This window comes from Pseudoalteromonas sp. APC 3893, from assembly GCF_030408095.1.
Taxonomy (GTDB): Bacteria; Pseudomonadota; Gammaproteobacteria; order Enterobacterales; family Alteromonadaceae; genus Pseudoalteromonas.
The window spans coordinates 23,732-36,577 of sequence record NZ_JASDCD010000017.1; the positions used below are offsets into that span (position 1 = coordinate 23,732).

The following is a 12,846-nucleotide window of genomic DNA, read 5'->3' on the forward strand; positions in this document are numbered from 1 at the left end:
AACAAGCGAGAATTCGATGAAAAAACTACTGCAAACAGCATTGGCTGTATCAGTATCGTTAGCACTTTATTCAAATGTGCATGCTGCAGATAATGCAGATGATAAAAAATGGCAAGTAGATTCGCCACAAGGTCAGTTTGTTGATGCGACGATTAATGTAAGTCAAGGTACATGGATGAACGTTGATGTGAGTCCTGATGGTGAAACCATTGTGTTTGATTTGCTTGGTGATATTTACACTATGCCCATCAACGGTGGCAAAGCGACACAACTGACATCAGACATTGCATGGCAAATGCAACCCCGCTTTAGCCCTGACGGTAAACGTATTGCGTTTACGTCGGATCAAGGTGGCGGTGACAATATTTGGGTTATGGACGTGGATGGTGAAAATCAAACCGCTGTTACCGACGAAACCTTTAGATTACTAAATAGCCCTGCTTGGAGCCCTGATGGCGATTATATTGTGGCGCGTAAGCACTTTACCGCAACACGCTCGTTAGGTGCTGGTGAAGTGTGGCTTTACCATAAAGCCGGCGGTAAAGGTGTTCAGTTAACAAAGCGAGCTGATGACCAAAAAGATTTAGGTGAACCGATGTTTTCACCTGATGGTCGTTATGTTTATTTTTCTCACGATGCAACACCAGGTAAAACTTTCCATTACTCAAAAGATTCTGTTGCCGGCATTTACAAAATAAAACGCTTTGACCGTCAAACAGGTGAGATTGAAACCATTATTGAAGGTATGGGGGGCGCAATTAGGCCAACACCGTCACCGGATGGTAAAAAGCTAGCGTACATTAAGCGTGATGACTTTCAAACCAGTTTATACGTTTATGACTTAACCTCAGGTAAACACACTAAACTGTACGACAAGCTTGAACGTGATATGCAAGAAACGTGGGCGATTCATGGCGTTTATCCTACTATCGCGTGGACACCAGATAACGACGAATTAATATTCTGGGCAGGCGGTAAAATTAACAAGCTTGATGTTGAAGATAAGTCAGTCGAAAACATTGCTTTTAATGTCGAAACCAATAAAAAAATTCAAACCGCAGTGCGTTTTACACAAAATATTGATAGTGATGAATTTGACGTAAAAATGCTGCGTAATGTGCAAGTCTCGCCTGATGGTGAAACCGCTATTTTTGAGGCGCTTGGGCATATTTATAAACGTGATTTAGAGTCAGGGAAAATTAAGCGTTTAACACGCCAAGATGATCATTTTGAATTGTTTCCACAGTTTTCTCGTGATGGTAAAAAAATTGTTTATGTCACCTGGGATGACAACGAGCAAGGCAGTGTTCGTGTGGTATCAGCACGAAGCGGTCGCGGCGACACAATAACAGAACAGCCGGGAAAATATGTTGAACCAACATTTAGCCCTGACGGTAAAACCGTTGTTTATCGCAAAGCGTCAGGCGGCGGCATTTTGAATCCGGATTGGTCATTGCATCCTGGCATTTACGCAGTGAGTAGCAAAGGCGGTGAGCCTGAGTTAATTACAAAAAGTGGCTATCAGCCGCAGTTTGGCGCGACCAGTGACCGCATTTTTGTGATGAGTCCGTGGCCAAAACCAAGTTTAAGTGCAGTTGAGCTTGATTCGAAGAAAGTACAAAAACTTTATGAATCGCAACATGCGACTGAATTTAGAGTATCGCCAAATGGCAAATACTTAGCGTTTGCAGAGCGCTTTAAAGTGTTTGTAACGCCGCTTGTTGAAAATGGTAAAAGCATAAATATCGGCCCGAAAGACAGTCAGTTCCCCATCGAGCAGCTATCTGTGCGGGCCGGTGAAAATATTAGCTGGAGCGCAAACAGCGATAAACTTTATTGGACTTTAGGCCCAGAGCTTTATCATGCTAGCTTGGCGGGTATTTTTGATATTAACCAAGCTGAAAATGCCGATTTTAAAGTAAAAAGCGGCGATAACATCAGCTTTAGCAAAAAAATGGCAGAGCCTAAAGGTATGTTTGCGCTAACCGGTGCGCGTATTATCACTATGCAGGGTGATAAAGTCATCGAAAACGGCGTACTGATCACTGATGGCAAACACATCAAAGCACTTGGTAGTGCAGATAGCGTAACGATTCCTAAAGGTGCTGAAGTTGTTAACGTGGCAGGTAAAACGATTATGCCAGGTATTGTGGATGCTCATGCGCATGGCTCTCAAGGTAGTAACGAAATCATTCCTGAGCAAAATTGGAAAAACCTAGCTGGACTATCGTTAGGTGTGACAACGATTCACGATCCATCGAATGACACTTCCGAAATTTTTGCCGCCAGTGAAATGCAAAAAGCAGGCACTATTGTGGGGCCGCGTATTTTCTCAACGGGTACCATTTTATATGGTGCAAACATGCCAGGATACACCTCGCATATTGATTCGTTAGATGATGCTAAATTTCATTTAGAGCGCTTAAAGAAAGCGGGTGCGTTTAGTGTTAAATCATACAATCAACCACGACGTGAACAACGTCAGCAAGTTATTGAAGCGGGCCGTGAACTTGAAATGATGGTGGTGCCAGAAGGTGGCTCATTATTACAGCATAACTTAACCATGGTTGTGGATGGCCACACAGGGATTGAGCATTCAATTCCAGTGGCGAATATTTATGATGATATTAAACAGCTTTGGTCGCAAAGTGACGTTGGATATACACCGACTCTAGGTGTTGCTTACGGTGGTATTTGGGGTGAAAACTATTGGTATGATAAAACTGATGTGTGGAATCATCCGCGTTTAAGTAAATTTGTGCCGAAAAACCAATTGTTGCCGCGATCTATGCGCCGCGTTAAAGCGCCCGATCATCACTATAATCACTTTAATAATGCTCGCGTAGCTAAAGAGCTACAAGACTTAGGTGTATTAGTGAACCTAGGTGCGCATGGACAACGTGAAGGTTTAGCTGCTCACTGGGAAATTTGGATGTTTGCACAAGGCGGCATGACGCCACTCGAAGCGCTACGCGCCGCGACACTCGATCCTGCTAAATACATTGGCCTTGATAAAAATATTGGTTCACTTGAGGTAGGTAAACTTGCCGATTTAGTCGTGATTGATGGTAACCCACTTGAGAACATTCGTGATACTGACAAAGTTGACTACACCATGATCAATGGCCGTTTATTTAACGCAGCCACTATGAATGAAGTAGGCCAAAAACAACGTGATAAACTTTACTTTGAAAAGAAGTAAAAAACAAAACACCGAATAGGTGATTATGACTAAAAGCGGCATTAGCCGCTTTTTTACTTTTTGGGCATACCCTTTAAGAAATAAGCTTTTTTAATATAGTTTTATCAAGCAGCAATGTTTGTGGCTCTTTGCTGACTCTTGCTTGGCAAATCATTCCCTCTTTTAATGTCATAAGTAATTTACTTAATTGCTCTGCCTCTGAAGGGGTTTCTTTAAATTGCGGTGTAAGTGTAAGCGCATCATAAATAATTTTAAGTACAGTCTGTTTATGCTCAGCACACAATTGAGCAATAGGGTGCGTATCCAGTGGAAATTCAGCTGCCGTATTTATAAAAAAGCAGCCATTAAAATCCCCAAGCTCATCTACTTGATTGTTGATCCAACGCGATAATGCATTAAAGAGTGCGTCAGCTACATCAAATGGTGTTTTAGTATAAATAAATTGTGATTTTAGCCACCTGTTAAAACGCTCATCGCGTGCTACTAAACATGCACATATGAGTTCATCTTTACTACTAAAGTGATTATACAACGTCTTTTTAGCGACCTTAGCAGCCTGTATTACTTCATTGATGCCTACAGCATGAATGCCTTTCTTGTAAAAAAGCGCTAAAGCGGTGTTTACAATTTGCGTGCGTTTATCCATATCGGCTCCTTTAAAAAAGTAAGCTTGACATGAGTAGACCGATTTGTCTACTATATCCAGATAGACAAATCGGTCTACTTATTGGAGTTGGTCATGAGTAACGGTGTACTAAAAGCGATCAGTGCTGGAGTATTTTCAGCGATAACTTTAAGTGTGTTGGTTTTTTTAGATAGTTTAGGGAATTATGGCGTTTGGCTAATGGCCCCTTTTGGTGCTACTGCCGTATTAGTATTTGGCGTACCATCAAGTCCTTTGGCTAAGGCTAAAAACGTAATTGGAGGGCACTTTTTAACCGCATTAATAGGGGTTATTTTTGTTAATTATATCGGTGTAGATACAGCTAGCATAGCAATGGCTACAGGGCTTGCTATTAGCATGATGATGTTAACGAACACTGTTCATCCTGCTGCGGGAGCAAATCCTATTTTGATAATGGTAACGGGGCAAAATTGGGTGTTTTTAATTACGCCAGTATTACTAGGAACGATATTCATCGTTTTATGTGGCTATTTATCTCAGTGGCTGCTAAAAGAATATTTATTTAGGCACAAAAAAACCGCTTAACAGCGGTTTTTTTATTTTAAAGTGTATTACTTTAAGTTACACAACACCGCGTGGTAGGCGGCAGTCGTGATCTTTTTCAGCTAGGTAAACAATCCATAACTCTTCGGCTGTATAGCCGTCTTCGTTAGCTGTTACAACAGCAAAGGGTGCTTTTTTCTCAGCTGATTTTGCTGGCGCGGCAGTTTTAGTTTTAGTTTTTTTAGCTGGCGCTTTTGCAGCAGGTTGCTCAGCTGTTTTACCAGATGTTAACTGCTCAGTTAACTCAGCTACATCTGCAAGGCGTAAATTTTTACCGCCGTCGATGCTGTACCAACCAGGTTTTGTAGTGATTTCAGGTTTCTTGCCATTGGCTGCTTCATATGCTGCTTCAAAGGCATTTAACACTTCTGTTTTGTCTAGTTTGCTCATCAGAGACCCTATACGTTGTAAACACAGATAAAGAATACACATTTATACCTAGTTTTGACGAACTTTTCAATTTTTTGCGATTTTCCTTTCATTTTGCTGCTATAAGCGCCAAAATTTGCACAAAATCTAATGCAGAGGTGGCAAAGTATTATGCAGCGTAGAGAATTTAACCAATTATTAAATGAGATCTTAAAACCTGATTCAATTAAAGATTTTTGCCCAAACGGGCTACAAGTTGAAGGGCAGGAGCAGATTAAAAAGATTGTGACGGGGGTTACTGCAAGCCAAGCACTCATTGATGCCGCAATTGCACATGGTGCGGATACAATTTTGGTGCACCATGGCTATTTTTGGAAAGGTGAATCACAACCCATCACAGGGATGAAAAAGCGCCGCATTGGTGCGTTATTAGCACATAACATCAATTTGTTTGCTTATCATTTACCCCTTGATGTTCACCCCGTTATCGGCAATAACGCGCAACTAGCAGAGCTGTTAGATATGCAGTGGGAAACAGGTCTTGAGCCCGTTAATAATAGCGTGGCTGTAAAAGGGCGTTTAAAAACTCCGATGATGGGTGAGCAGTTTGCGAAAAAAATAGCCCAAGTCCTTAACCGTGAGCCGTTAACAAGTTTGGTTCGTGATGAACCAATTGAAACCATTGCCTGGTGTACGGGTGGTGGGCAAGGCTATATAGATTTAGCAGCAAGCCAAGGTGTGGATGCTTATTTAACAGGGGAGGCATCAGAGCAAACCATTCATAGCTCTCGTGAGCTAGGTATCGACTTTTTTGCAGCTGGGCATCACGCCACAGAGCGTTATGGGGTCAAGGCCCTTGGTGAGCTATTATCACAAGAGCATGGTTTTGATGTAACTTTCATTGATATAGACAACCCGGTATAAACGATATATGCACCAACTAATTCAGAGCTATTTAGCGCAACTTGAATCATTACTGAAGCAGCATCAACTTTGGCAAAATGAGCCGATTGATGCCAAAGCGTTACTTTCAACTACGCCTTTTTGTCATGATACGATGGCGTTTGAGCAATGGCTGCAATTTGTGTTTATTGAAAAAATGGCTGCACTTGTTGCCAATCAACAGCCCCTGCCGAGAAACTTTGCTATTGCTCCAATGGGTGAGCTTATGCTTGCTAACAAATCAGGTGGCACAGAAGTGACTGCATTACTGAATAAATTTGATACTGCTTTTGGAAACCACAATGAGTGAACGTCCTGACCCAATAGAGTTTGGTGAACTAGAGATTTTGTATAAAGATGAAAATTACGTCGCGATAAATAAACCGTCAGGATTACTTGTTCACCGTTCTTTTTTAGATAAACACGAAACACAATTTGCGATGCAAATGCTGCGCGATCAGATTGGCCAACATGTTTTTCCTGTTCATCGATTAGACAGGCCAACCTCAGGTGTATTGCTATTTGCCCTTAGCTCAGAAGCTGCTCGTGATATAAACCAGCTGTTTATTGATAACCAAATAAGCAAACGTTATTTAGCTTTAGTACGTGGCTTTGCGCCAGAGTCAGTATTTTTAGATAAACCGCTAAAAGAAGAGCTTGATAAAATTGCCGATAAATTTGCTGATCAGGACAAAGCCCCTCAGCAAGCGCAAACACAGTTTAATTGTTTGCACCAAGCGGCGTTGCCAATTCCAATAGGTAAATATCCAACTGTGCGTTATTCATTGGTTGAGTGTTTTCCTAAAACTGGGCGAAAGCACCAAATACGCAGGCACTTGAAGCATCTATCATTACCGATTATTGGTGATGTTAATCATGGCGATAATCAGCATAACCAGTTTTTTCGGGAGCACTTTACATTGCGTCGGTTAATGTTATTTGCAACTGAGCTTAACTTTGTGCACCCTTATACAAAGCAAGCTGTAAAAATAAAAGCGCCACTGGGTGAAGCAATGCTGAGCATTTGTCAGCAACTCGGCTGGCCAAACCAAGAAAAGGATTATTAATGGCAACGATAAGTATATTTGTCGGCAGTGTTTATGGTGGAGCAGAACGCTTAAGTGACGACGTGATTGAATTGATTGAGCAGTCAAACCATCAAGCAAAGCTGATCATCACACCCACGTTAGATGATGTAAAGTCAGCGAGTCATATATTGGTAATTACCTCAACCACTGGGCAAGGTGAGATACCAGATAATTTAGCGCCGCTCTATAGCCAGCTTAACAGTCAGTTCCCTATGCTTGCAGGTAAACCTTACGGCATTGTGGCTATGGGAGACAGAAGTTATGGCGACACTTTTTGCGGCGCAGGGCGAAGCTTTGATGAGCTGTTTCGTGATTTACAGGCCAAGCCAATTGGCCATCGTCTAGAAATAGATGCCTGCGAAGACTTTGAACCTTGGCCCGTCACAGAGCCTTGGCTAAAGCTGTGGTTAACAAAGCTTCCGGAGTAAATAAAATAGAGCGCATAAGCGCTCTTTTTACTAGCTATGTTTTAGCTTACTTTACTAAGTGCTTTTTACATCCACTTTAAGTTTCAGCTTTTGCCCAGGCTGTAAGTACTTTTGTCCAGCTAGTTTGTTCCACTTAATAATATCGTTCACTGATAAGTTAAACTTAGAGGCAATACGTGCTAGCGAGTCACCACGGCGAACTTTATAGGTAATGGTTCGGTTGGTGCTAACTAGAGCCGTTTGTGTATTGTTACTTGATTTATAAACCGTGAGTTTTTGACCCAAACGTAACACACTGCTCTTTTTTAGCTTATTCCACTTTGCTAATTCATTGATCGTGACATCATATTCGCGGCTAATATCCCATAGGGTGTCGCCACTTTTAACTGTGTGCGATAGTTTCTTTTGGCTATTCTTATTAGCAGCCATACGCATTTGCTTAGGTAAATGTTCACTATTTATTGCACCATCACTCAAGGGGACGAGCAATTGTTGACCGACACGTATCGTATTTGATTTCAATTTATTAAGTGATTTAATTGCGCTGGTACTGGTTGAGAACTTTTTAGCAATTACTGACAAGCTGTCGCCGCTGGCTACTTTATATTGTTGCCAACGCAAGCGATCTTTAATATCTGTTTTAGCTAATTGTTGTTGGAAGCTGTCAACTTTATCCGACGGAATAAGTAAAAAGTGTGGTCCATTTGGATCGGTTGCCCAACGATTAAACCCTGGGTTTAATCGGTATAGCTCGGTAAGGCTAATTTGTGCCATATCAGCGGCCAAGGCTAAATCGATTTGTGATCCAACATCTACGGCTTCTACAACCTGCGCGTTTATGATTGGGTTCCAAGTAAGACCAAACTCTTCCTGACGTTTTAGCAAATCTGATAAGGCTAATAAACGCGGTACATAAGCCGTGGTTTCTTTTGGTAAATCAAGAGACCAAAAATCTGTTGGTAACTGCTTTTTACGATTCTTTTTTATTGCGCGTAACAAGCGACCTTCGCCGGAGTTGTAAGCTGCAATGGCGTTTAACCAGTCGCCTTCAAGAGTTTTGTGTAAATATGAAAGGTAATCAAGGGCAGCACGTGTAGATTGCACAATATCGCGGCGGCCGTCGTACCACCAATTTTGTTTTAAGTCGAAGCGTTCGCCTGTTTGCGGCATAAACTGCCAAATACCCGACGCACTGCGATGTGAATAACCAAACGGGTCAAATGCGCTTTCTACAATAGGAAGTAGCGCAATCTCAATCGGCATTTCACGTTTTTCAACTTCTTCAACAATAAAGTGCAAGTACGGCTCAGCGCGTTTTGACACTCGATCTAAGTAGCTTTGGTGGCGTGCATAATAGTTACGTTCAGTCACAACCGGGCGGTTTTGCGGCACCTCAATTGATAATTGGTAGCGAATTCGCTCCCATACATCATCAAAAATAGGGGGAGCGTCATCAAGTTCGTTTACCTGCAGGTATTGTGCATTGATCATTAATGCATTATTGATATCGCTAGGGCTCGCACCTTCTAATTGCTGCGCGGTTTGATTGACAATTAGCTGCTCACTTGCGTTATCGGATTGTGTTGAAGTCAAGGTTTGACAACCACTTAGCACCAATGCCAAGCTTAAAACGAGGGGAGATTTTTTCATAAATACCAAATACATCAGGTAAAAAACTCGGCGAATACTACCCGTTATGAGCTAACATTGCCACTGTATGACCATCTAAAAACTGCAACGCTAAGCATTTATACCCCATAATCATATGATAACTATGAGGTTATAGTTTTAGAAGTGGTCTTTCCAGGTTCTAAGACCCGCAAAGTTTTGCCAAGGTTCATTATTTTGTAATATGTTTTTTGATTTATACTGATATTCAGTTGGGATATTTTGACTAATACCCGAGATATCACTGCGCATGAAAGGGTTTATCTTTTTCTCTAAAGCGATAGTGCTAGGTAATGTAATTTCATCATTGCTGCGTTTCGCATCTACCCATTGAGCATATTCAATTAAATCCGCGTTGCTAGGTTCAACCGCTAAGGCAAACGCTAAATTTGCTTGTGTGTATTCATGAGTGCAATATATCTTACACGCATTTGGCAGCTTCTTTAGTTTATCAAAAGAGTGCTGCATTTGCTCGGCACTGCCTTCAAACAGGCGCCCGCAGCCACCACTAAATAGTGTGTCACCAGTAAATGCCAGGGCAGGGTTTAAATAACAAATGTGGTCTAAAGTATGGCCAGGGGTATGGATGATGGCAAACTCAGTGTCAAATACTGTAACGTTATCGCCTTCATTTAGCGTGTTTTTTATCCCTTTAAATGGACTATTGCTTGGGCCATATACCATGATACCAGGGAAGGCTTTGCATAAATTGGCCACGCCATCAGTGTGATCGTAATGGTGATGGGTGATTAGTATCCCCGCCAGTGTTAAATCAGCATCATTTAAATGGTTGAGTACAGGCTCTGCTTGACCCGGGTCAACAACCCAGGCTAATTGGCTTTGGCTATCTGTGATGCACCAAATGTAGTTATCAGAAAAGGCTTTAATTGCTTTGACTTGCACCATGTAACATTGCTCTATAAAGTGACGATATTAATAGTATAACGAGCTCAGCAAATGAAACCAGCCCTTAGTTTTCAAGAAGGACCTAAACCACTGTCGTGGCATGAGTTTCCTCATGGTGACTATTTACGTTGCGATATTGAACGTAAGATGGCGAAGTGGTTACCGCGAATGTTCGGTTATCACATGCTCAAATTGGGTAATCTCAGTGGTGAGCTTAAAACCAGTGCGAGCACGATTAAACATCAAGTGTGTGTGGCCGAATCAGGCCCGTTTACAGGAGTTATTGCAGATATTGATGAGCTGCCGTTTTATGAACACAGCGTTGATGCTTGTATTCTAAGCCACTGTTTAGAATATCATTCAGACCCTCATCATATTTTGCGAGAAGCACACCGTACATTGATCCCTGGTGGATATATTGTGATCACCGGGTTTAACCCGTTTAGTTTATGTGGCTTGGCTCAATTGCTGCCATTTAGTGGTCAAAAATTGCCATGGACGGGGCGTTTCTTTACCCCAGCGCGCGTGAAGGATTGGCTTAACTTACTCGGCTTTGAAATTATCGGCGATGAGCGATTTATTTATTCTTCTTTAGCGCGTGGCAACAGGTTGTCACGTTTTGCGCCATGGCGACGTTTTGCTAAGCAATATTTAAAACCCATGGGCAGTGTATATATGTTAGTTGCACGTAAACGCGTAGCTCCATTAACCCCCATTAAACCAAAGTGGCATGCAAGGCCGCAATTTGCGCCGGTTAAAGGAGCTGGGCTGCGACAAACATCAAAGCAGCACCGTCAGCGGAATAGTTAATTTAGGTGCAGACCCTTTAGGTAATTCTCCTGCGCGTATATTCATTTGTATAGCAGGGTGTAATAATTTAGGTACATTTAATGTCGCGTCACGGCATTCTCTGGCATGGATGTACTCTTGCTCAGAGCTTTGTAAGTGCACATTAGTTAAACGTTGCTCACCCACCGTTGTTTTATTAGCAAGCTTACGCCCGTTGGGCTGATAATCATGACACATCCACATGACTGTTTGATCGGGCAGGGCTAAAATTTTCTGTAAAGATATATATAGTTGTTTTGCGCTGCCGCCAGGAAAGTCACAGCGGGCAGTGCCACTGTCAGGCATAAAGAATGTATCGCCAACAAATACGTTGTCTGCAATTAAATAACACACACTATCAGGTGTATGGCCAGGCGTTGTTAATACACTAAATTGGCTATCACCAAATGGGTAGTGGCTTTTATCATCAAACAACTCATCAAAAGGGCGACCATCACAAGGCATATCAATCTGATATAAATTACTAAAATAATCTTGTACTTGGGTGATGTTGGCACCGGTGCCGAGTTTACATGGGTGCTTTGGGTGAAGTTTATGTTTGATGTAGCCTGCGGCGGTAATATGATCAGCATGGGCGTGGGTCTCTAACAACCACTCAAGAGTCAGCTTATTGGCAGTAATAAATTCAATAATTTCATCGGCAGTTACAAAGCTAAGAGTGCCACTAGGAGCGTCAAAGTCAGCGGGAGGGTCAATCAGCAAAGCGCTACCGGTATTTAAACAACTAACTAAGTAACTAAACGTAGCGCTCTGTGGGTGAAAAAAAGACTTAACCGAGACAGGCATTTTACAACTCCATTATATGATATAACTAAATCTTATATCATATAACCTAAATGTAAAATAGCTTGAGGTGAATTAATCACCGCTGATGTAGTATTGCTTTATTCTGGCTTGTAGCCTTCATCGACTAATAAGTTTTTACTGCCCGCGGCATCACGGGCTAAATCATCGACTATTTCGTTGTATTTGTTACCGCTGTGACCTTTTACCCATTTCCAGGTTATTTTGTGTCTATTGCAGGCTTCATCAAGGCGTTTCCATAAGTCGACATTTTTAACCGGTTTTTTGGCTGACGTTTTCCAGCCGCGCTTTTTCCAGTTTGCAACCCAAGATTCAATGCCTTGCTTTACATATTGGCTGTCTGTGGTGAGGTTGATTTCACACGGGCGAGTAAGACTTTCAAGCGCCACTATGGCCGCTAACATCTCCATGCGATTGTTTGTGGTGAGGGTATAACCTTGGCTCATTTCTTTTTCATGACCATTATAAAGCATGAAAATACCATATCCGCCGGGGCCCGGATTACCTAAACATGAGCCATCGGTATAAATCTCTACGGTTTTTTGCACTGTTTTACCTTGATATTATGTACAATAAAGTGATTATAGAAAGATACCAGAATCAGGCTAAGTTCGATATGCAGCGTAGACAAATAGTTTTAGATACAGAAACCACCGGCATCGACCCTAAACAAGGGCACCGAATTATTGAAATCGGGTGTGTGGAGTTAATAAACCGCAGATTAACTGGCAATAATTTTCACGTTTATATTAATCCGCAACGCAGTATTGAAGAAGAAGCAATTGATGTTCACGGTATTACCAATGAGTTTTTACGTGATAAACCGTTATATCATCAAATTGCGCAGGAGTTTTTTGATTACATCAAAGGCGCAGAGCTCGTTATTCATAACGCGCCGTTTGACGTCGGCCACATGGACAATGAATTTGCCTTGCTTAATCAGGGATATCCGAACACTCACGAATACTGCCAAGTTCTCGACACCCTTAAAATGGCGCGTGACTTGCATCCTGGTCAAAAGAATAATCTTGATGCGCTTTGCCGCCGTTACGATGTAGATAACACTAAGCGGACGTTACACGGCGCATTACTGGATTCTGAAATACTGGCAGACGTTTACTTAGCCATGACTGGTGGCCAAGTTAAGCTTAACTTGAATCAAAATAAAGATCAGGGTAGTGAGCAGCAACAAAAAGAAATTCGTCGTTTAGATCCAAACCGTGCTCCATTGATGGTTTTAAAAGCGTTAGATGACGAGCAAGTAGCGCATGAAGCAAGGTTAGATATTGTTCAAGATGCTGGCGGCCAATGTTTATGGCGCGCCGAATAAGGCCCACAATGAAAATATTTTTATTGGCAATA

General features: G+C 42.0%; 14 protein-coding genes. 8 read left to right on the forward strand and 6 right to left on the reverse strand.

Annotated features, from left to right (window positions below; genetic code table 11):
- Window positions 1-16: 16 nt before the first annotated feature.
- On the forward strand, window positions 17-3,202 hold the full coding sequence (locus tag QMA12_RS16515) for an amidohydrolase family protein (RefSeq protein ID WP_290210707.1): 3,186 nt from the start codon (window positions 17-19) through the stop codon (window positions 3,200-3,202).
- 73 nt (window positions 3,203-3,275) lie between these two features.
- Here QMA12_RS16515 and QMA12_RS16520 read toward each other — a convergent pair whose 3' ends face one another.
- Complete coding sequence (locus QMA12_RS16520; protein ID WP_290210708.1) at window positions 3,276-3,848, reverse strand: TetR/AcrR family transcriptional regulator; 573 nt, start codon at window positions 3,846-3,848, stop codon at window positions 3,276-3,278.
- 93 nt (window positions 3,849-3,941) lie between these two features.
- On the opposite strand from QMA12_RS16520, the gene QMA12_RS16525 reads away from it, so the two are divergent.
- A complete protein-coding gene (locus QMA12_RS16525) occupies window positions 3,942-4,412 on the forward strand; it encodes an HPP family protein (protein ID WP_290210709.1) in 471 nt (156 codons plus the stop codon).
- Window positions 4,413-4,448: 36 nt separating this feature from the next.
- Here the strand turns inward: QMA12_RS16525 and QMA12_RS16530 are convergent, their stop codons facing one another.
- Window positions 4,449-4,820, reverse strand: a complete 372-nt coding sequence (locus tag QMA12_RS16530; RefSeq protein ID WP_087534209.1) for a hypothetical protein — start codon at window positions 4,818-4,820, stop codon at window positions 4,449-4,451.
- A gap of 150 nt (window positions 4,821-4,970) precedes the next feature.
- Between QMA12_RS16530 and QMA12_RS16535 the strand changes: the two genes are divergently transcribed.
- Genes QMA12_RS16535 through QMA12_RS16550 form a run of 4 tightly spaced genes read left to right on the forward strand, consistent with a single transcriptional unit; the run spans window position 4,971 to window position 7,257 of the window.
- Window positions 4,971-5,723, forward strand: a complete 753-nt coding sequence (locus QMA12_RS16535) for a Nif3-like dinuclear metal center hexameric protein (protein ID WP_290210710.1) — start codon at window positions 4,971-4,973, stop codon at window positions 5,721-5,723.
- A 7-nt stretch (window positions 5,724-5,730) separates the two neighbouring features.
- The gene (locus QMA12_RS16540) at window positions 5,731-6,051 is read left to right on the forward strand and encodes a YqcC family protein (protein WP_290210711.1); all 321 of its coding nucleotides are present in this window, start codon (window positions 5,731-5,733) and stop codon (window positions 6,049-6,051) included.
- Window positions 6,044-6,808 carry a tRNA pseudouridine(65) synthase TruC gene (gene truC / locus QMA12_RS16545; RefSeq protein ID WP_290210712.1) on the forward strand — a complete coding sequence of 255 codons (765 nt, stop codon included), beginning with the start codon at window positions 6,044-6,046 and terminating at the stop codon, window positions 6,806-6,808. Before QMA12_RS16540 ends, truC begins: the two co-directional genes overlap by 8 nt.
- The gene (locus tag QMA12_RS16550; RefSeq protein WP_290210713.1) at window positions 6,808-7,257 is read left to right on the forward strand and encodes a flavodoxin; all 450 of its coding nucleotides are present in this window, start codon (window positions 6,808-6,810) and stop codon (window positions 7,255-7,257) included. The genes truC and QMA12_RS16550 overlap by 1 nt, the downstream gene beginning before the upstream one ends.
- Window positions 7,258-7,311: 54 nt before the next feature.
- Here the strand turns inward: QMA12_RS16550 and QMA12_RS16555 are convergent, their stop codons facing one another.
- Window positions 7,312-8,907: a LysM peptidoglycan-binding domain-containing protein gene (locus tag QMA12_RS16555; protein WP_290210714.1), complete on the reverse strand. Its 1,596-nt coding sequence runs from the start codon at window positions 8,905-8,907 to the stop codon at window positions 7,312-7,314.
- A gap of 138 nt (window positions 8,908-9,045) precedes the next feature.
- Window positions 9,046-9,831 (reverse strand): hydroxyacylglutathione hydrolase, encoded by a 786-nt coding sequence (gene gloB, locus QMA12_RS16560; RefSeq protein ID WP_290210715.1) that lies wholly within the window; start codon window positions 9,829-9,831, stop codon window positions 9,046-9,048.
- A 51-nt stretch (window positions 9,832-9,882) separates the two neighbouring features.
- Here gloB and QMA12_RS16565 point away from each other — a divergent pair, with 51 nt between their 5' ends.
- A complete protein-coding gene (locus QMA12_RS16565) occupies window positions 9,883-10,641 on the forward strand; it encodes a class I SAM-dependent methyltransferase (protein WP_290210716.1) in 759 nt (252 codons plus the stop codon).
- Here QMA12_RS16565 and QMA12_RS16570 read toward each other — a convergent pair.
- Window positions 10,612-11,466: an MBL fold metallo-hydrolase gene (locus tag QMA12_RS16570; RefSeq protein ID WP_290210717.1), complete on the reverse strand. Its 855-nt coding sequence runs from the start codon at window positions 11,464-11,466 to the stop codon at window positions 10,612-10,614. The genes QMA12_RS16565 and QMA12_RS16570 overlap by 30 nt on opposite strands.
- 98 nt (window positions 11,467-11,564) lie before the next feature.
- Window positions 11,565-12,032, reverse strand: coding sequence for a ribonuclease HI (gene rnhA / locus QMA12_RS16575; RefSeq protein ID WP_290210718.1), 468 nt, complete (start codon window positions 12,030-12,032; stop codon window positions 11,565-11,567).
- A gap of 68 nt (window positions 12,033-12,100) precedes the next feature.
- Here rnhA and dnaQ point away from each other — a divergent pair, with 68 nt between their 5' ends.
- Window positions 12,101-12,814 (forward strand): DNA polymerase III subunit epsilon, encoded by a 714-nt coding sequence (gene dnaQ, locus QMA12_RS16580; RefSeq protein WP_290210719.1) that lies wholly within the window; start codon window positions 12,101-12,103, stop codon window positions 12,812-12,814.
- Window positions 12,815-12,846 lie beyond the last annotated feature (32 nt).

What these genes read in the sequence shown, in the direction of transcription:
- QMA12_RS16570 (WP_290210717.1), bottom strand. Translation starts at nt 11,466, where the DNA reads ATGCCTGTCTCGGTTAAGTCTTTTTTTCACCCACAGAGCGCTACGTTT.
- QMA12_RS16565 (WP_290210716.1), top strand. Translation starts at nt 9,883, where the DNA reads ATGAAACCAGCCCTTAGTTTTCAAGAAGGACCTAAACCACTGTCGTGG.
- QMA12_RS16535 (WP_290210710.1), top strand. Translation starts at nt 4,971, where the DNA reads ATGCAGCGTAGAGAATTTAACCAATTATTAAATGAGATCTTAAAACCT.
- dnaQ (WP_290210719.1), top strand. Translation starts at nt 12,101, where the DNA reads ATGCAGCGTAGACAAATAGTTTTAGATACAGAAACCACCGGCATCGAC.
- QMA12_RS16540 (WP_290210711.1), top strand. Translation starts at nt 5,731, where the DNA reads ATGCACCAACTAATTCAGAGCTATTTAGCGCAACTTGAATCATTACTG.
- QMA12_RS16550 (WP_290210713.1), top strand. Translation starts at nt 6,808, where the DNA reads ATGGCAACGATAAGTATATTTGTCGGCAGTGTTTATGGTGGAGCAGAA.
- QMA12_RS16555 (WP_290210714.1), bottom strand. Translation starts at nt 8,907, where the DNA reads ATGAAAAAATCTCCCCTCGTTTTAAGCTTGGCATTGGTGCTAAGTGGT.
- gloB (WP_290210715.1), bottom strand. Translation starts at nt 9,831, where the DNA reads ATGGTGCAAGTCAAAGCAATTAAAGCCTTTTCTGATAACTACATTTGG.
- QMA12_RS16525 (WP_290210709.1), top strand. Translation starts at nt 3,942, where the DNA reads ATGAGTAACGGTGTACTAAAAGCGATCAGTGCTGGAGTATTTTCAGCG.
- QMA12_RS16515 (WP_290210707.1), top strand. Translation starts at nt 17, where the DNA reads ATGAAAAAACTACTGCAAACAGCATTGGCTGTATCAGTATCGTTAGCA.
- QMA12_RS16530 (WP_087534209.1), bottom strand. Translation starts at nt 4,820, where the DNA reads ATGAGCAAACTAGACAAAACAGAAGTGTTAAATGCCTTTGAAGCAGCA.
- truC (WP_290210712.1), top strand. Translation starts at nt 6,044, where the DNA reads ATGAGTGAACGTCCTGACCCAATAGAGTTTGGTGAACTAGAGATTTTG.
- QMA12_RS16520 (WP_290210708.1), bottom strand. Translation starts at nt 3,848, where the DNA reads ATGGATAAACGCACGCAAATTGTAAACACCGCTTTAGCGCTTTTTTAC.